This window comes from Massilia sp. HP4 (genome assembly GCF_005222695.1).
Taxonomy (GTDB): Bacteria; Pseudomonadota; Gammaproteobacteria; order Burkholderiales; family Burkholderiaceae_D; genus Telluria.
The window spans coordinates 46503-65008 of sequence record NZ_STGG01000035.1 but is presented as its reverse complement, the minus strand read 5'-3'; the positions used below and the strand labels follow the sequence as shown (position 1 = coordinate 65008).

Sequence of the window (18506 nt, the reverse complement as noted above, 5' to 3'; positions counted from 1 at the left end):
ACGACGATGTCTGCCGAACTGATTCCTGCCCTCCACCTGGCGCTGGGCGCGCTGCTGGCCAACCTGCCGTGGCTCACGCCGCGTTGGCGGTTTCCATGGCGCCTGGCTCTAGCCCTTGGCGCTTATGCGCTGTGGGTCGGCGGTGCGCAATTGGCGCTGCGCAGCGGCGGCCATGCGCCGGTCACGGCCTGGGAATTGTGGCCGGTCACGCTGGCGCTGTTCGCCGTGGCCGGCTTTCCCGGCATCGTCTGGCGCTATTTGCGATGACCCAAAACACCAGATTACCACGCTTTAGGTCACTTGCACGATAGGATATGAGGCAGACTTTTGTCCCCCCATATCTGGTGTGGCGGCTGCCTGGCCGAAGGAATGTAATGGAGGTCCACACACAAGGAGAACTTTCATGTCCAAGTACTCATCCACCATCGGCCGCCTGCTCGCCGGCGTCCTGGCCAGCGCCGTCCTGGCGGGCGGCGCTGCCGCCCAGATCCCGAAAGCCTATGCCGATCCGGCCAAGCCGGCCCTGCCCGATCCCGGCATGCAGCTCGACCTGAAGCGCACCGCGCTGGTCGTGATCGATCCGCAGATCGACTTCATGAGCGCCAAGGGCGCGGGCTGGAGCGTGGTCGGCGAGAGCGTCACCGAGCAGAACCTGGTGCCCAACCTGGGCAAGCTGTTCAAGGCGTCGAAGGCAGCCGGCATCGTGGTCTCGATCTCACCGCACTATTACTACCCGCACGACCACGCATGGAAGCATGGTGGCCCGGCCGAGATCTTCCAGCACAAGATCAAGATCTTCGACCGCCCGAGCGCCCTGAGCCTGGACGGCTTCCGCGGTTCCGGCGCCGACTTCATGCCCGAGTTCAAGCCATATATCGAGGATGGCAAGACCATCGTCGCCTCGCCGCACAAGTTGTACGGGCCGCAGTCGAACGACCTGATGCTCCAGCTGCGCAAGCAAGGCGTGGACAAGATCATCCTGGCCGGCATGCTGTCGAACCTGTGCGTGGAATCGCACCTGCGCGAATTCCTCGAACGCGGCTTCGAGGTGGCCGTGGTGCGCGACGCGGTCGCCGGTCCCAAGACGCCGGAAGGCGACGGCTATGCCAGCGCACTGGTCAACTACCGCTATATCGCCAATGCGCTGTGGACCACCGAGCAGACCGTACAGCGCCTGCAGGCCGGCAAATAAACCTTAATAGACGTCGCGCCGGTAGCGCCCCGTCTCGATCAGGCGCTCGAGCTCGGGCCGGCCCAGGATGGCGGCCAGCGCCTCGTCCACCGCGCCGGCCATGCCCTGCAAGCTGCCGCAGACGTGGATCGTGGCGCCGTCGTCGACCCACTGGCGCAGCAGGTCGGCGCGCGCGTGCAGCCGGTCCTGGACGTATTCGGGCGCGGGGTCGCGCGAGAACGCCAGGTCGAGTTCGGGCAGCATGCCTTCGGCCCGCAGCACCGCGAGCTCGGCGCCGCACAGCCTGTCGACCTCGCGCTGGCGCTCGCCGAACAGCAGCCAGTTGCGGGCCCGCCCCAGGCTGGCGCGGCCGCGCAGATGACTGCGCAGGCCCGCCATGCCCGAGCCGTTGCCGATGTAGATGCAGGGGCGGTCGTCGTCGGGCGCATGGAAGCCCGGATTGGCGACCAGCCGCGCGCGCACCGCCTGGCCGATGGCGAGGTGCTCGGTCAGCCAGCCCGACGCCAGGCCCAGGCCCTGTTCGTGACGCTGCTGGCGCACCAGCAACTCGATCGCGCCATCCTCCTGCACGCTGGCGATGGAATAGCGGCGCGGCGCCGACGCCTTGAGCGTGGCGGCGCATTCCTGGGGCGACGCGAAGCGGTGGCCGGCGCCCGGCAGTTCGCTCCAGGCCAGCGCCTCGAGCAGGGGCTGGCGCTTGCCTTGCCATTCCACGAGCGCGTCGCCATCCAGGCCGCTGGCGGCCAGCCAGGCGGCGATCGCCGCAGGCGCATGGGGCGCCGCGATCTCGACCAGGTCGCCCGGCTGCCAGCAAGCGTCCGGGCCGGCCAGTAGCCTGATCTCGTAGAGTGGCGCGCCCAGGCTGCCGTGGTTGAGCAGTTGGCGCGCACCGAGCACCCAATCCGAGAACGGCGCGCCCTGCCCGGCCAGCGGCAGCTCGCCCCCGGCGGCGCCAAGCTCACCCAGCGCATGCATCCAGCGCCCGAGCGCCGCCACGTCGCCCTGGTCGACCTCGATCAGCGGGAACAGCGGCGCGGCGCCCAGCGCCCGCAGGCGGCGCTCGAGCGCATGGCCATGGCCGCAGAACTGGGCATAGTTGCGGTCGCCCAGCGCCAGCACCGCGAAGCGGCAGCCGGCCAGGCCGGCCTGCTGCGCCGCCAGCTCGCGCCCGAAGCGGCGCGCGGAGTCGGGCGCTTCGCCTTCGCCGAAGGTGCTGGCCACGAACAGCGCGTTCTCGTAGCCGGCCAGGTCGCCCGGCGCCAGCGCCGACACGGGGCGCAGGTCGACCGCACGGCCGCCGGCGCGCAAGGCGCCGGCGCTGTGCAGCGCAATCCGTTCGGCCTGGCCGCCCTGGGTGGCAAAGGCCACCACGATCGGCGCGCCGTGGGCGCTGGCATTGGCATCGGCGGCCAGGGCGCGCTCGCGTGCCAGGGCCCGTTTCTGGCGCCGGCGGCCCAGGTACAGCATCCAGCCGGTGACCGCAAAGCCGGGCAAGGCCAGGCTGGCGAGCATCATGACGATCCGCCCCGGCAGGCCGAAATAGGTGCCGGTATGTAGCGGACGGATGGTGGTGAGCGCACGCTGGCCGGTCGTCATCCCGGCATGACGCTCGTCCTTGAGCAGGGCGCCGTCGCCGCCCAGCGCCATGCGGTTGCGGGCGCGGTCGTGCGGCGCATCCTGCGCCACCCAGGTCAGCTGGTAGGCGCCGCCGCCGCGTTCCGGGAGGCGGATGGTCGCGTTCGACCAGCCGGGGGCCCTGGCCACGAAGCCCTGCCAGGCCGGGTCGATGCCGCCGCCAGCCGCATTGCGCCCCGTCCTGGCCGGCTTGCCCTCGCGCGGCTGGGCAGGCGGCGTGGCGGCCCAGTCCTGCAAGGTGCCGCGCACGATGTCGAAGCTCCAGTAGATGCCGGTGCCGGCCACGACCAGGTAGGCGACCAGCGCCCAGGTGCCCGCGATCGCATGCAGCGCCCACAGGAAGGAGCGGCCGCGCAGCTTCGTGTTGAAGGTCAGCCAGCTGCGCCAATCCTTCTTGCGCGGCCAGCGCAGGTACAGGCCGCTGAGCGCCAGGCCCACCAGGCACAAGGCCAGGATGCCGAGCACGATGCGGCCCGGGGCGCGCGGCAGCAGCAGCCAGCGGTGCAGCGAGTCGACGAAGTGGAACACGGCTTCGCCGCGCACCGCCGGCAGCAGCGCGCCGCTATAGGGGTGGATGTGGACTTCGAGGCCGCGCCGCTCGCCGGGCGGCGCGGCAAAGCGCAGGCTGACGCTGCTGCCGGGCTCGGCCTTGAAAGAAAGGCTGGCCACGCGCGCGCCGGGGTGGGCCTGCTGGGCGGCCTGCATGAGCTGCGCGCGACCGAGCAGCGGCCGCGCTTCTACCGGCACGCTCGATACGCCGGGATTGATCGCTTCGACGATCTCGTCTTCGAAGGCGAGGATGGCGCCGGTCAGGCCGATCAACGCCAGCAGGGTGCCGGCCGTGATGCCGACGAACCAGTGCAGCTGGAACCAGACCTCGCGCAGCGTCGGCAAGCGCCAGCGCCGCACGTCCGGCGCCGGCACTGGCACCGGCGTCGCCAACGTTACCGGCTCGGACCGCTCGAGCATTGCGCCGGCGCTCACAGTTCCACCTTCATCGACAGCTTCACCAGGCGCGGCAGGCCGGCCGAGAGACGCGTGCCGGCCCCCGCCCAGTACTGCTTGTCGCCCGCGTTATCGACATTGAGCTGCCAGGTGGCGCGCTTGCCGAACATCTGCCCGGCGTAGCGGCCGCCTACGCTGAACAGGGTGACACCGCCCAGCCAGGCCTGGTTCAGGTCATTCACCGGTCGCCTGCCCGTATGGTAGGCGCCGAGCGTGAGCGACAGGCCCGGCACCGCATCGAGGTCGTAGGCCAGGAAACTGCTGGCGGTGCGGCGCGCGGCGTTCTCGGGCAGCTTGCCGTCGTAGGCCGGACCGATGTCGCGAAACTCGGGATCGAGCACCTGGGCCGAACCCTGCCACGAGAGGTTCCGGGTCAGCCGCCCCTGGGCCGACAGCTCGATGCCGCGATAGCGCTGCTCGCCGTCGGCGGTGAACACGTTCGCGGCATTGGTGTAATAGCCGGGGCGGTCGATGTCGAACAGCGCGAGCTGGGTCAAGAAGCCGCCGCCCGTGCGCCAGCGCGCGCCGATCTCCTTCTGCTTGCTGATGCCGGGCGCCATGCGGGTGCCCTCGTTGGCGCTGCCGGCGGGCGCCGCCTCGCCTTCTTCGAGCCCTTCGGCCATCGAGGCATACAGCGAGATGTCGTCGCGGGCGCGCCAGATCACGGCCGCCATCGGCGTGGTCTCGCTCACGTCGTAGCGGTTGGCGCCCTGGCTGCTCTCATAGTCGACCCGGCGCACGCCGCCGATCAGCTGCCACTGGCCCAGCTGGATGCGGTCGACCAGGTACAGGCCCTTGTCGCGGCTGTCGAGGGCGGCGGTGGTCGGCCGGGTCGGCACCGCGCCGAAACTGGTATTGCGGATCGGGACCGGGTCATACAAGTTCTGCGCGGGGATCGTGTAGTTGGATTGGTAGACCGGCGCCTGGCCCTTGTCGGTGCCGCTCACGCCGATGGTCAGGTCGTGGCTCAGTGCGCCGCTGGAAAAGCGCCCGGCCAGTTCGGCGCGCAGCATGTCCGAGTCCACATCCGCGTGCTGCAGGTTGCCGGTGATGCGGCCGGCGCCGGTGGCGACGCTGGCGGCATTGTCGAAGCGGAAGATCGGCAGGCTGCGGTCGCGCTTCGTCTCGGCGTGGCCCGCCTCCAGGGTCAGGGCCCAGTCCTGGTTCAGGGCGATGTCGGCGCGCAGCTGGGCGTTGCGCGCATGCGTCTCGAAGCGCGCCCAGTCCGGGCCGACGAGGCCGCGCGGGTCGACCGCGCGCGGCAAGGCGATCACGCCACCGACCACCTGCGGCAGGTTGATGCCGGCCTGCTCGGTCACGCGGCGCTTGTCGTACTCGAGGTCGGCGCGCACGCGCACGCGCTCGTTCAGGCGCCAGTCGAGGGCGGCGGAAGCAAAGCCGCGATTGCCGTTGCCGACGCCATCGAGATGCGAACCGAGCGTGCCGCCGGCGGCATTGATGCGCACGCCGAATTCCTGGCGCTGGCCGAAGCGGCGCGCCACGTCGGCCGTGGCCACGGCGCTGCCGTTGTCGTCCAGGCTGAGGCCCACCGTATTGACCGGCGTACTGCCGGCGCGCTTGGTGACGAAATTGACCACGCCGGCCGGCGAAGTAAAGCCGTAGTACAGGGCGGTGGCGCCCTTGAGCACTTCGACCCGTTCTTTATTCTCCATCGAGACCTGGCCGAAGTTCATCAGCGGCAGCGAGCCGTTGAGGCGGTAGTTGGTGCGGTTCTCGACCGCGATGCCGCGGATGACCAGCTGGTCCCAGGTGTCGCCGCCGTTCTGCTGGCGGGTGACGCCGGCGGTGTTGCGCAGCGCATCGTACAGGCCGGCGGCGGCCTGCAGCTCGAGCACCTCGCGCGTGATCACATTGACGGTGGAAGGCACGTCCATGACGTCCGAGCCGCGAAAGCTCCCTGCTTCGACCGTGTTCGGCATGAAGCCCTGGGCTCGGGTGGCGGTGACCCGCACCGCCTGCATGTCCTGTTCATCGCGCTCCTGCGGGGCAGCGAACACGGGACAGGCCTGGGACAGGGCAAGGACGGCCAGGAGCGGGCGCAGGGCAAGGGACGGCGGCATGGCATGCAGGTTTCATGAACAATCCCGCATCATATCGAGAATGAGAATCATTTTCAATACGAACAATTACCTAGCCGCGCTACCGGTACCAGCGGTCCTTGCCCAGCATGATCTCGTGATGGCCGCGCCCTGCGGGCATCATCGGAAAGCAGTTCTCGGACTGCGCCACCGCGACGTCGAGCAGGAAGGGCTTGTCCGACGCCAGGCAGGCGTCCATGCCCTGTTCCAGTTCGCCGGCATGCTCCACCCTCTTCGCTTCCCAGCCGAAGGCGCGCGCCAGCGCCACGAAGTCGGGCAAGGCTTCGGAATAGCTGTGGCTATAGCGCCCGCCGTGGTGCAGCTCCTGCCACTGGCGCACCATGCCCATGCAGCCGTTGTTCGACAGGACCAGCTTGACCGGACAGCGGTGCTGCACGGCGGTCGACAGCTCCTGGATATTCATCAGCACCGAAGCGTCGCCGCTCACGCACACGACCAGCGCATCGGGATGGGCGATCTGGGCGCCGATCGCGGCCGGCAATCCATAGCCCATGGTGCCCGCCCCGCCCGAGGTCAGCCAGCGGCGCGGCGCATCGAAGCCGAGGTACTGCGCGGCCCACATCTGGTGCTGGCCGACGTCGGTCGAGACGATCGCGTTGCGGCCCGCCAGGCGGCCTGCCAGCGTGGACATCAGTTGCTGCGGGATGATCGTCGAGGCCGAGGCAGCGAACTCCAGGCAGCGTTCGGCGCGCCAGGCCCCGATCGTGCGCCACCAGTCCATGACCAGGGCCGGATCGGCGCGCAGGCCGCCAAGCCGGTCCAGCAGGCCGCGCAGCACCGCGCCGCAATCGCCGCGCAGGCCGACGTCGGCCGCCACTACCTTGCCGATCGAGCGCGGGTCGATGTCGACGTGGACGATCTTCGCATCGGGACAGAAATCGGCCATCCGCCCGGTCACCCGATCGTCGAAACGCGCGCCGACGCACACGACCAGGTCGGCGCCATGCATCGCCAGGTTGGCCTCCAGCGTGCCATGCATGCCGAGCATGCCGAGCCAGCGCCGGTCCGAGGCCGGGAAGGCGCCGAGGCCCATCAAGGTGAGCGTACACGGCGCATCCTTCCAGCGCACCAGGCGGGTGAAGGCGGCGCAGGCGTCCAGGCCCGCATTGATCAATCCACCGCCGCCATAGAATACCGGGCGCCGTGCATGGCGGATGAGCAGCGCGGCGGCATCCAGGCCGTCCAGGTCTTCGCCCGCGGCGCGCAGCTGCGGAGCCGGCTTGAGCTGGCGCCCGAAATCGGCCGCCTCCACGGCCCGCGCCTGGATATCCTTGGGCACGTCGACCAGCACCGGGCCCGGCCGGCCTTCGGTGGCCTCGGCCACGGCGCGCCGGATCGTGGCGACGATGTCGCGCGTGGCCCGTACCTGCGTATTCCACTTGGTGACGGTGCGCGAGATGCCCAGCGCATCGCACTCCTGGAAGGCATCGGTGCCGATCGAGGCGGTTGCGACCTGGCCGCTGATGCACAGGACGGGAATCGAATCGCTCAGGGCGTCGAGCAGGCCCGAGGTGGTGTTGGCGATGCCCGGCCCCGAGGTCACGAACACGACGCCCAGCCGGCCGGTCGAGCGCGCATAACCCTGGGCCGCATGGACGGCGGCCTGCTCGTGGCGCACCAGCACGTGGCGCAGGCGCCCGTCCTGTGCCAGCGCATCGTACAGGGGCAGCACCGCGCCGCCGGGATAGCCGAACACGGTGTCGACGCCGCAGGCGACCAGGGTGTCGAGCAGCAGGCCGGCGCCGGTGAGCGCGATCTGGCCGGCTGGCGGCGGAAGGAATTCGGGATGTGGTTTCATGCCTTGAAGTCTATCGACTCAAGAGATGAAAGTGCTTCATATTTTCCGCTAGAATTGGCTAGTTACCTGAATACTTTTCACCAAAGATGACAACCGACAAAAAATCTTTCGATGCGACCGATCTCGCCATCCTGGGCATCCTGCTGCGCGACTCGCGCACGCCGCTGCAGGAGATCAGCGCCACGGTCGGCCTGTCGACCACCTCGTGCTGGAACCGGATCAGGCGCATGAGCGATTGCGGGGCCTTGCAGGGCTATACCGTCAAGGTCGACCTGCCCAGCCTGGGCTACCACGACACGCTGATCGTCCAGGTCACCCTGGACAGCCACAGCGAGGAGACTTTGTACGAATTCGGACGCGCACTCGAATCGATCCCCGAGGTGCTCGAGGCCTCGCTGATCTCGGGCGACTACGATTACTTCCTGCGCATCGCCGTCAAGGACACGCGCGACTACGAACGCCTGCTGCGCGAACGCCTGTACAAGATTCCCGGCATCCGCCACAGCAAGTCGAGCTTCGTGCTGCGCACCCTGAAGAAGGTCGATACGCCCTTGATTGCTTAGCGCAGGTCCATGCCCAGCTTGACCGCGGCCGCGATATTGCGCGCCGCGCTCTGCAGGTTGACCTGCGCGCCGGCCAGTACCTCGGCCACCGTCTCCGCCTTCATGACGGTGCTGAAGGTCGCCGCGATGCCGTGGGCATGCACCGCGCTGGCGTCGTTGGCCAGGCAGCCGCCAATGGCGATCACCGGCTTGCCATGGCGTCCGGCCACGCGCGCCACGCCGATCGGTGTCTTGCCGTTGACGGTCTGGCTGTCGATCCGGCCCTCGCCGGTGACGACCAGGTCGGCGTCGCGCACGGTGTCGTCCAGGCCCACGGCATCGGCCACGATCTCGCTGCCGGGACGCAGGCGCCCTTCCAGGAACACCAGCATCGCCGCCGCAATGCCGCCGCCGGCACCCGCGCCCGGGACCTCGGCCACATCCTGGCCCAGGTCGCGCGCGATCACGCCGGCGTAATGGCGCAGGTTGGCGTCGAGCTGCTGCACCATCTCCGGGGTGGCGCCTTTTTGCGGTCCGAAGATCGCGGACGCGCCCCTTGGCCCCACCAGCGGATTGCTGACGTCGCAGGCGACCTCGAACACGCAGTCGTTGACGCGCGGATCGAGGCGGGACACGTCGATGCTGGCCAGCCGCGCCAGCGCGCCGCCGCCCGGCGCCAGCTGCTCGCCTAGCTCGTCGAGCAAGCCGACGCCCAGCGCCTGCAGCATCCCCGCCCCGCCGTCATTGGTGGCGCTGCCGCCCACGCCGAGGATGAAGCGGCGCGCGCCGGCATCGAGCGCGGCGCGGATCAGTTCACCGGTGCCGCGGCTCGTGGCCCGCAACGGGTCGCGCTCGCCGGGCGCCACGAGTTCGAGCCCGCTGGCGGCCGCCATCTCGATCACCGCGGTCGACTCGTCGCCGGTCAGGCCATAGAAGGCCTCGACCGGGCGGCCCAGCGGGCCGGTGGCCTGCAGTGTCACCAGGCGGCCGTCGGTGGCGGCGATCATGGCGTCCACCGTGCCTTCACCGCCGTCGGCCACCGGCACTTTCACGTAGATCGCGTTGGGGAAGATCTCGCGAAATCCGGCCTCGATGGCGCTCGCGGCTTCCAGCGCCGACAGGCTTTCCTTGAATGAATCGGGTGCAATGACGATTTTCATGGGCATTCCCTTTCAACGGTTGACAAGGCGGGCCGGCACCACCAGCACGAGCATGGCGCCGATGAACAGCACAGTCGACAGGATGTACAGCGCGACATCGGTACTGCCGGTAACATCCTTGATCCAGCCGACCAGGAAGGGGCTGACGAAGCCGGCCACCTGGCCCATCGAGTTGATCAGGGCCAGACCGCCGGCCGCCGCGGCGCTACCCAGGAAGGCTGCCGGCAGCGGCCAGAACATCGGCAGGCCGGTCAGCGCGCCCATCGTGGCCAGTGACAGGCCGACCAGCACGATCACCGCATTATTCGAGAAATTCGCGGCCAGCAGCAAGCCCACCAGCGCCATCAGCAGCGGCGCCGACAGGTGCCAGCGGCGTTCGCGCCGGCGGTCGGCCGAGCGGCCCACCAGCACCATGAACACGCCGGCGAACAGGTAGGGGATGGCGCTCAGCCAGCCGACCGTGGTCGCGTCCTCGAAGCCGAGCGACTTGATGATCGAGGGCAGCCAGAAGTTAATCGCATATACGCCCATCTGGATGCTGAAGTAGATGAAGCCCAGCATCCACACATGCCAGTCGCGCAGCACGGCGCCGAAGGAATGCACGGCGTGCACGCCCTTCGAGCGCTGCTGCTCGTCCTGGTCGAGCGCGTCCTGCATGGCGGCCTTCTCTTCCTGCGTGAGCCAGGCGGCTTGCGCGATACCGTCGTTCAGGTAGAAGAACACGGCCACGCCCAGGAATACGGTGGGCAGGCCTTGCAGCAGGAACAGCCACTGCCAGCCATCCATGCCGCCCTGGCCGTGCGCGAAGTGGCTCAGCATCCAGCCCGACAGCGGGCCGCCGATCAGGCCCGAGACGGGGATCGCCGACATGAACAGCGCCATCACCTGGCCGCGCTTGTGGGACGGGAACCACTTGGTGAAGTACAGGACCATGCCGGGGAAGAAACCGGCTTCGGCCACGCCGGTAAAGAAGCGCAGCACGTAGAATTCGGTCGGCGTGGTCACGAACAGCATGCAGGCCGACAGCGCGCCCCAGGCCATCATCATGATGGCAATCCAGCGCCGCGCGCCGAGCCGGTGCAGGATCAGGTTGCTCGGCACCCCGAAGGTGACGTAGCCGATGAAGAAGATGCCGGCGCCCAGGCCGTATACGGTTTCGCTCAGTTGGAGCGCGTCGAGCATCTCGAGCTTGGCGAAGCCGACGTTGACCCGGTCCAGGTAGTTGAACAGGTAGCAGACGAAGATGAAGGGAATCAGGCGCCAGGTGGCCTTGCGGTAGGCGCCATCCAACAGGGCCGAGCCGCCGGCTCCGCCCTGGTTGCCGGATGTGCTTGCGGTGGTGCTCATGCTGTCTCCGAGTTTCTAATAACCGATTCACCAGATTATCGGCCAAACAAGACGATTCGGGCGTCGGCGACACGCACAAGCGACAGGGCCCGATTACAGGCTTTTTTGGTGCATATTCACAAAAGGCACGAATATCCGCCAGGCGCGACGACCTCTGCGCGAACGATTTTGTGCATAATCACAAGACCGAATCGCTACCGCCTACACGCCATGCACATCCTCGACACCCGGCTCGCCCAGGAAATCGTCATCCGCACCATGCGGATCATTCCGTTCAACGTCAATGTGATGGATGCGAATGGCGTGATCCTCGCCAGCGGCAATGCCGATCGGGTCGGCGAGCTGCATGCGGGCGCCCTGCTCGCGCTGGCCAAGAAGCTCACGGTCGAAATCGACGCGGCCGCCGCGCGCAAGCTCCATGGCGCCCAGCCGGGCACCAACCTGCCGCTCTGCGTGGACGGCCAGGTCTGCGGCGCGGTGGGCCTTTCCGGCGCCCCCCATGAGGTCCGCCAGTTCGGTGAACTGGTGCGCCTGACGGCCGAGATGATCCTGGAACAGGCGGCGCTGGCCAGCCAGTTGCAGGACAATTCGCGCTACCGCGAAGCCTTCGTGCTGAACCTGATCCGCAATGACAGCGCGCAGCGGCCCGAGCTCGAAGGCTGGGCGCGGCGCCTGGGCCTGGACCTCGAGCGCATGCAGCTGGTGTTCCTGCTCGAGCTGCAGCCGGAACCCGCCGCCGCCGCCAGCGCCCTGCACGACATCCAGCGCCTGCAGACGCGCCTCTTTGCGCGGCGCGACGACGCGCTGACCGCCACCGTCGGCCCGTCCGAGATGGTCTTGCTCGACTCCTGGGAACCGGCGCGCAAGGGTTTCGAGAGCACGCCGCAGCGGCGCCTGGAGGCCCTGGCCCAGCTGGTGCGCGAAGAATGCGAGCTGCCGTTCACGCTCTCGATGGGCATCGCCCTGCCCGGCCTGGAGGGCGCCGCCATCTCTTACCAGAGCGCGCGCAGCGCCAGCCGGCTGGGGCGCCTGCGCGCCCCGCGCCAGCAGCTGTTCAGCTATTACGACCTGGCGCTGCCGGTGCTGCTGTCGGGGCTTGACAGCGGCTGGCAGGCGCACCAGCTGCGCATGCCGATCGGTCGCCTGGCGAACGACAAGAGCCGCGCCATGCTGCGCGTCACGCTCGACACCTGGTTCGGCCGGGACGAGAATTCGGCCGCCACCGCGGCCTCGCTCGGCATCCACCGCAACACGCTCGACTACCGCCTGCGCCGCATCGGCGAACTGACGGGACTCGACCTGGCGCGCAGCGAAGACAAGCTGCTGCTGTACGTGTCGGCGCTGCTCAGCCCTGCCTGATCGGCGCGCGGTGCTTACCGGTTCACCAGCCGCGCCGGCACCACCAGCACCAGCATGGCGCCGATGAACAGCACGCTCGAGAGGATGTAGAGCGCGAGGTCGGTGCTGCCGGTGGCGTCCTTGATCCAGCCCACCAGGAGGGGGCTGACGAAGCCGGCCACCTGGCCCATCGAGTTGATCAGGGCCAGGCCGCCGGCCGCCGCCGCGGTGCTCAGGAAAGCCGCCGGCAGCGGCCAGAACATCGGCAGGCCAGCCAGTGCGCCCATCGTGGCCAGGGAGAGGCCCACCATCACCAGCACGACATTGTCCGAGAAGTTCGCGGCCAGCAGCATGCCCGCCAAGGCCATCAGCAAGGGCGCCGACAGGTGCCAGCGGCGCTCGCGTCGGCGGTCGGCCGAGCGGCCCACCAGCACCATGAACACGCAGGCAAACAGGTAGGGAATCGCGCTCAGCCAGCCGACCGTGCGCGCGTCCTCGAAGCCGAGCGCCTGGATGATCGACGGCAGCCAGAAGTTGATCGCATACGCCCCCATCTTGATGCTGAAGTAGATAAAGCCGAGCATCCATACATGGCGGTCGAGCAGCAAGGCGCGCAGCGATTGCACGGCTTCGACGCTGGCCGGGCGCTCGCGCTCGTCGCGCGCCAGCGCATCCTGCAGGGCCGCCTTTTCGTCGGCGCCAAGCCAATGGGCCTGTGCCACGCCGTCGTTCAGGTAGAAGATCGCCGCCAGGCCCAGGAACACGGTCGGCAGGCCTTGCAGCAGGAACAGCCACTGCCAGGCGGCCATGCCGCCCTGGCCGCCGGCGAAGTGGCTCAGCATCCAGCCCGACAGCGGGCCGCCGACCAGGCCCGAGACGGGGATCGCCGCCATGAACAGCGCCATCACCTGGCCGCGCCGGTGCGAAGGATACCAGCGGGTGAAGTACAGCACCATGCCGGGGAAGAAGCCGGCTTCGGCCACGCCGGTCAGGAAGCGCAGCACGTAGAATCCGGTCGGCGTGGTCACGAACAGCATGCAGGCCGACAGCGAGCCCCAGGCCATCATCATGATCCCGATCCAGCGCCGCGCGCCAAGGCGGTGCAGGATCAGGTTGCTCGGCACCCCGAAGCTCACGTAGCCGACGAAGAAGATGCCGGCCCCCAGGCCATAGATGGTCTCGCTGAACTGCAGGGCATCGAGCATCTCGAGCTTGGCGAAGCCGACGTTGACCCGGTCCAGGTAGTTGAACAGGTAGCAGACGAAGATGAAGGGGATCAGGCGCCAGGTGATCTTGCGGTAGGCCCCGTCCAGCAGGGCCGGGCCGGCCCCTGCCGCCGGCATGCCGGGCCGGCTTGCGGTGTCGCTCATGCTGTCTCCGAGTTATTCGATAATCAAACCTGCCCATTATCGGCTGAACCGGAGACATCGGGGGCCTACGCGCGTTGCCCGAGGTCGCGTGGGCATGGCGGAGCTCAGCGCGCCTGCCGCTTGCGCTTCCAGGCGCGCCAGGTCATGGCCCACTGCGACGGATCGTCGAGATGGCCTTTCAGGCGGTGGATCGCCCCGTTGTGCGGCGCGGTCTTGACCAGTTCGGGATTCGAATAGGCTTCATCCGAGATCTGCGCCAGCACCGCGATCCAGGTGTCGAGCGCTTCCTTGCCATACATCTCACCGGCTTCCGGCGTGAACGGTTCGGGAATCAGCCAGGGGTGGTGGCTGCTCCACATCGGGTCGATGCCGAAGTCGCTCATCCGGTTCTGCACGTCGTGGGCGTCGACGCCGGTGTCGTCCTTCATCTGCTGCAGGCTGTAGCGCGTCATTTCCAGGCGCGGCGCAGTGTGGCCGGGATGCGAACGGGTCACGCCGCGGATCGCCAGCAAGCCCTTCTCCATATAGTTATTGGCCAGCACCGAGATGTCGGCGGCTTCGGCCATGCCGGTCGCGCCCATCGCGCGCGCCCAGGCATAGGCCTTGATAATCACCGGGACGTTGCCCCAGAATTCGCGGATCTTGCCGATGCTGAGCGGGCGGTCGTGGTCGAGGCGATAGCGCTCGCCGTCGCGCACCACGATCGGCCGCGGCATGAACGGGGCCAGTTCGGCCGAGCAGCCATAGGCGCCGACCGCCGGTCCGCCGACGCCGCTCTTGGGCGCGCCGAAGGTCTTGTGCAGCATGAACATGCAGGCATCGAAGCCCAGTTCACGGGCGCGCAGGCGGGTCATCACGCCATTGAAGTTGGCGTGGTCGTAGAATGACAGGCCGCCGGCCTCGCGCACGATGCGGGTCCATTCCTTGATCTCGGGGTTGTACACGCCCATATCGTCCGGATTGTTCACCATCAGCGCCGCGGTGCGGTGCGACACGGCCGCCTTGAGCGATTCCAGCGACGGGTAGCCGGTCTGTTCGTCGATCATCAGAGTGATCACCTTGAAGCCGGCCGCCGCCGCGGTGGCCGCGCTGCTCGGGTGGGTCTGGATGGTCGTGATGATCTCGTTGCGCTGTTCCAGCTCGCCGTGCGCGGCGTGGTAAGCGCGGGTCACCGCGGCGCTGGTATAGGCCGCGTCGGCGCCGCCGCCGGCCTGGAACACGAACTGGTCCATTCCCGACAGCTCGCGCAGGATGGCGTCCATGCCATGCACGATTTCCAGCGCGCCCTGCAGCGTGTCTTCGTCCTGGAGCGGATGCACGTGGGTCACTTCGGGACGCCAGGCCAACGCTTCGTTGACCTGGGCGTTGTACTTCATGGTGCAGGTGCCGAACAGGCTGATGTTCATCATGCCCAGGGTCTGCTGCGACAGGCGCAGGTAGTGGTACAGCACCTCGGGCTCGGACATCTCGGGCAGCGCCGGCCGCTTCTTGCGCCGCATGGCGGCCGGCACGAGACCGGCGCCGGCGCCGACCGCTGCCTGCACCTCGTCCTCGGCTTGCGGGATTAGCACGCCGCGACGGCCGGGATGGCCCATCTCCATGATGATGGGTTCGTTCCACACCGGTGCGTGGTATTGCTTGACTGGCTTATTCATCGTTGATCACCTTGTCGATTGCCGCGGCCAGGCGGTCGATATCGGCCTGGGTATGCACTTCGGTCACGCAGTACAGTGCGCTCTGGCCGAGTTCCGGGAAATCCCGGCCCAGGTCCTTGCCGCCGAAGATCCCCTCGGCCAGCAGGCGCTTGTTGATCTCGGCCACGCCCAGTGCGGCGCCGTCGAAATTGACGACGAATTCCTTGAAGAAGCCCGAGGGGAAGGTCACGCGCACACAGGGAATGGCGGACAGCTTGTGCGCCGCATAATGCGCGCGCTGCAGGATCAGGTGGCCCACTTCCTGGAAGCCCTGCGGCCCCATCATCGCCACGTACACGGCATTGGCGATGGCCCACATATAGACCGAGTGGCCGGTCCAGTCGTTGCCCTTGTCGCGCAGGCCATACGACGACTGCTCGAACAGGCTGAGGCCAAAACCGTATTCGCCGGCCTGGGTGGTTTCGGCGATGCTGATGAACAGGGTCGGGTACTGGTGGGCGTAGCGCTCCTCGTCGCGCGAGGCCATGAAGCCGCTGACGCCGCCGCCGATATTCATGTGCACGCCCAGCGGCTGCATAGGGCCGACGACGATGTCGGCGCCATAGTTCGCCGGCGTCTCGAGCACGCCAAGCGAAATCGGATCGACGCCGACGATCACTTCGGCGCCGGCCGCGTGGGCGATGGCCGCGATCCCGGCGCCCTGCCGTTCGATCACGCCAAAGTAAGATGGCGTCTCGAAGTACACGGCAGCGGTGTCCGGGCCGACCAGGCTGCGCAGGTGGTCGAGGTCCATCAGGCCGCTGGCCGGATCGAAATCGACCTGGCGGATCGCGATATGGCCCGGCATCTGCACCGGTTCGCAGAAGTTCTCGATCACGGCCAGGCGTTCGGGATCGATGGCGCGCACCACCACGACTTCATTGCGTCCGGTGAGGCGCGCGGCCATGCGGATCGCGTGGCCGGCTGCGACGCCCCAGCTGCGCACCGGCAGCGCGACCAGGTCGAGCTCCAGCAGTTCGCCGAGCTGGCTGCAGAATTCGAACCAGGCCTGGTTGCGGCCGTGGTCCGAGCTGGGCTCGCCGAACACGGACGTGAGCCACTCGTTGCGGCGCACGACTTCGTCCACGGCGGCCGGCACGTGGTGCTGCCAGACGCCGGCGCCGAGGAAGTTCAGGTTGTCCTCGGCCGTGCGGTTCTTCGACAGCGTCTCGACCAGGTGCCGGCGCAGCTGGTTCTCGGTCAGGGCCGGCGGCAGGGCAATCGGTCGGGTGGTGCGATGATCCTGCGGGATCTGGACAAACAGCTCTTCGATGCTGCCGGCGCCGATTGCGTCGAGCATTTCCTGCTTGATCGCCGGCACCGAGTTGGCCATATAGGGATGGGCGGTGTGGTCACGCATGTGGACCTCCTGGTGGGTACTGCGGGTGGAACCAGGTCACGACCGGACCTGGAAGAAAATGGAACGGTCGGGCGCGGTGCGCACTGGCATTGGGCCGGCGAGCGTGGCGTCGAGCGCCTCGTCACCGGTATCCACGTAGAGGGCGCGCGGCGAGAGCTGCAGCAGCTTCTCGATCGACGCCACGACGATGATGTGTTCGCGCCCGACGCGGCGTATGACTTCGCTGCTGATCTGCTGGTTGCCGCGCCCGAACAGGCTGCCGTGGCCGCCCAGCACGCCGACGATGAGCGAGGCCTCCCTGCCCTCCATCAGGCGCAGCAGGTCGGCCTCGGCCAGGTCGGACCCGACCAGCTTGCCGTCGGCGACGACATCGACCCCGAGCAGCGTGGCCGGCAGCGACAGCGCCGACAACACGCGCCGCGTGGTGGTGCCCGGCCCCAGGATGTACAGGCGGCCGGGTTCCATCTCGCGCGCGACCTGGCGGCACACGGCCTCCAGCGCCACGTCTGCGCGCAGGCTGGAACCGGCCTTGGCGTTCTGCGACAGCGCCGAGGCATACGGACTGCGGGCGTAGCCATACAGGCGGGTCGAGACGCGATCGCCGCGCATCGCGTCCTCGTCGATGTCCATCACCTCGGCCTCGCGCATGCGCACCGTCGGGTCGCCGGCCAGGAAGCGCGCGGCCAGCGTGCCCACGTTGCCAGGCGTGGTGCCGAAGATCGCCGACACCATCTTGACGCCGGCCGGGATGCCCAGCAGCGGGATGGTGTCCTGGACCACGTCGAGAATGTCGCGCGCGGTGCCGTCACCGCCGGCGAACAGCAGCAGGTCGACCTTCGCCTCCAGCATGGCGCGCGCCGCGGCGCGGGTATCGTCGGCACTGCTGCCGGCGTCGGATTCGGGCATGTGCACGATCATCGGCGCCAGCCCGGCGCAGCGGGCCGCGTCTTCGCCCAGCGCACCGGCCGCGGTCAGCACGACCAGCTGCGGGGAGGCTGCGGCCAGGCGCAGCAGGGCTTTCAACACGCGCTCCTGCGAGGCGGGAAGCGCGCCACGGCGGCGGGCTTCCTCCAGCGCCGCGCCGCCGTCGGTGCCTTTCAGGCCGACCCGCCCGCCCATGCCGGCGATCGGGTTGACGATCAGGCCGATCGTCCGTGGGCAGTGTGCTGGAGACATGGGGCGTCCTTTCCTGGAACTGTGAGCGGCGCGTGGAAGCCAGAAACACTCACATACGCCTCGTATGTGATGTATACTAGTCACATACATCGCGTATGTCAAATTACATTCGCGGCGTATGCGAATTTATCCGGATAGAGAGAGGCCGATGGCACAGAAGCGCGCAGACATGATTGCCCAGACCCGGGAAAAGCTGATCAAGGCGGCAAGGGAAGCCTTTGCCAGCAAGGGATTCGCCGACAGTTCGATGGACGAGCTGACGGCCCAGGCCGGACTGACCCGGGGAGCCCTGTACCACCATTTCGGTGACAAGAAAGGCTTGCTGCAGGCGGTGATCGCGCAGATCGACGGTGAAATGATGGCGCGGCTGGCGGCGATCCTGGCGAACGCGCCGACCGCATGGAATGGCTTCGTGGACGAGAGCGTCGCCTACATCATGATGGCGACCGAACCCGAGATCCAGCGCATCATGCTGCTCGACGGCCCGGCGGCGCTGGGCGATCCGTCGCAGTGGCAGATGCAGAACGCCTGCATCGGCAGCACCCAGCGCAGCCTGGAAACGCTGATGGAAGAAGGCACCATCCGGGAGGTGGACGCGCTGGCAACTTCGCGCCTGATCAATGGCGCCCTGCTCAGCGCCGCACTGTGGATCGCCCACGCCGACGACCCGCAAGCGGTATCGAAGCAGGCGGTCGACAGCTTCGTGGTACTGGTCGAAGGCCTGCTGCTGAAGCCTTAGGCGACGTGCGCCGGACGGCGCCCGTATTCC

The 18506-nt window shown here is 68.2% G+C and carries 14 protein-coding genes; 5 read left to right on the top strand and 9 right to left on the bottom strand.

From position 1 onward, the window contains the following. Positions 1-6 precede the first annotated feature (6 nt). Positions 7-267 carry a DUF2818 family protein gene (locus tag E8M83_RS13040; protein WP_137173778.1) on the top strand — a complete coding sequence of 87 codons (261 nt, stop codon included), beginning with the start codon at positions 7-9 and terminating at the stop codon, positions 265-267. 136 nt (positions 268-403) lie between these two features. After that, positions 404-1192, top strand: coding sequence for a cysteine hydrolase (locus E8M83_RS13035; RefSeq protein WP_137173777.1), 789 nt, complete (start codon positions 404-406; stop codon positions 1190-1192). A gap of 3 nt (positions 1193-1195) precedes the next feature. Here E8M83_RS13035 and E8M83_RS13030 read toward each other — a convergent pair whose 3' ends face one another. The 3 genes from E8M83_RS13030 to ilvB all read right to left on the bottom strand — a co-directional run bounded on the left by E8M83_RS13030 (position 1196) and on the right by ilvB (position 7750). Further along, complete coding sequence (locus E8M83_RS13030) at positions 1196-3811, bottom strand: sulfite reductase flavoprotein subunit alpha (RefSeq protein ID WP_229491512.1); 2616 nt, start codon at positions 3809-3811, stop codon at positions 1196-1198. Continuing rightward, entirely contained in the window at positions 3808-5913 is a 2106-nt protein-coding gene (locus E8M83_RS13025; RefSeq protein WP_137173776.1) for a TonB-dependent siderophore receptor, read from the bottom strand. The genes E8M83_RS13030 and E8M83_RS13025 overlap by 4 nt, the downstream gene beginning before the upstream one ends. Before the next feature lie 79 nt (positions 5914-5992). Beyond that, complete coding sequence (ilvB, locus tag E8M83_RS13020; protein ID WP_137173775.1) at positions 5993-7750, bottom strand: biosynthetic-type acetolactate synthase large subunit; 1758 nt, start codon at positions 7748-7750, stop codon at positions 5993-5995. A gap of 86 nt (positions 7751-7836) precedes the next feature. Between ilvB and E8M83_RS13015 the strand changes: the two genes are divergently transcribed. Then, on the top strand, positions 7837-8313 hold the full coding sequence (locus E8M83_RS13015) for an Lrp/AsnC family transcriptional regulator (protein ID WP_137173774.1): 477 nt from the start codon (positions 7837-7839) through the stop codon (positions 8311-8313). On the opposite strand, the gene E8M83_RS13010 is transcribed toward E8M83_RS13015, so the two are convergent. Then, the gene (locus E8M83_RS13010) at positions 8310-9452 is read right to left on the bottom strand and encodes a glycerate kinase (protein ID WP_137173773.1); all 1143 of its coding nucleotides are present in this window, start codon (positions 9450-9452) and stop codon (positions 8310-8312) included. The two genes, E8M83_RS13015 and E8M83_RS13010, sit on opposite strands and share 4 nt — an antisense overlap. A 12-nt stretch (positions 9453-9464) precedes the next feature. After that, on the bottom strand, positions 9465-10799 hold the full coding sequence (locus E8M83_RS13005) for an MFS transporter (protein ID WP_170976791.1): 1335 nt from the start codon (positions 10797-10799) through the stop codon (positions 9465-9467). Between the two features lie 210 nt (positions 10800-11009). Here E8M83_RS13005 and E8M83_RS13000 point away from each other — a divergent pair, with 210 nt between their 5' ends. Beyond that, positions 11010-12158 carry a sugar diacid recognition domain-containing protein gene (locus E8M83_RS13000; RefSeq protein WP_137173772.1) on the top strand — a complete coding sequence of 383 codons (1149 nt, stop codon included), beginning with the start codon at positions 11010-11012 and terminating at the stop codon, positions 12156-12158. Positions 12159-12172: 14 nt separating this feature from the next. Here E8M83_RS13000 and E8M83_RS12995 read toward each other — a convergent pair whose 3' ends face one another. The 4 genes from E8M83_RS12995 to E8M83_RS12980 form a co-directional block, all read right to left on the bottom strand. Further along, positions 12173-13507, bottom strand: coding sequence for an MFS transporter (locus E8M83_RS12995; RefSeq protein ID WP_137173771.1), 1335 nt, complete (start codon positions 13505-13507; stop codon positions 12173-12175). 104 nt (positions 13508-13611) lie between these two features. After that, positions 13612-15162, bottom strand: coding sequence for an aminomethyl-transferring glycine dehydrogenase subunit GcvPB (gene gcvPB / locus E8M83_RS12990; RefSeq protein WP_137173770.1), 1551 nt, complete (start codon positions 15160-15162; stop codon positions 13612-13614). Continuing rightward, on the bottom strand, positions 15155-16561 hold the full coding sequence (gene gcvPA / locus E8M83_RS12985; protein WP_137173769.1) for an aminomethyl-transferring glycine dehydrogenase subunit GcvPA: 1407 nt from the start codon (positions 16559-16561) through the stop codon (positions 15155-15157). Before gcvPA ends, gcvPB begins: the two co-directional genes overlap by 8 nt. A 36-nt stretch (positions 16562-16597) precedes the next feature. Further along, positions 16598-17737, bottom strand: coding sequence for an ATP-NAD kinase family protein (locus E8M83_RS12980; RefSeq protein ID WP_137173768.1), 1140 nt, complete (start codon positions 17735-17737; stop codon positions 16598-16600). A 148-nt stretch (positions 17738-17885) separates the two neighbouring features. On the opposite strand from E8M83_RS12980, the gene E8M83_RS12975 reads away from it, so the two are divergent. Then, complete coding sequence (locus E8M83_RS12975; protein WP_137173767.1) at positions 17886-18476, top strand: TetR/AcrR family transcriptional regulator; 591 nt, start codon at positions 17886-17888, stop codon at positions 18474-18476. The last annotated feature ends 30 nt before the right edge of the window (positions 18477-18506 follow it).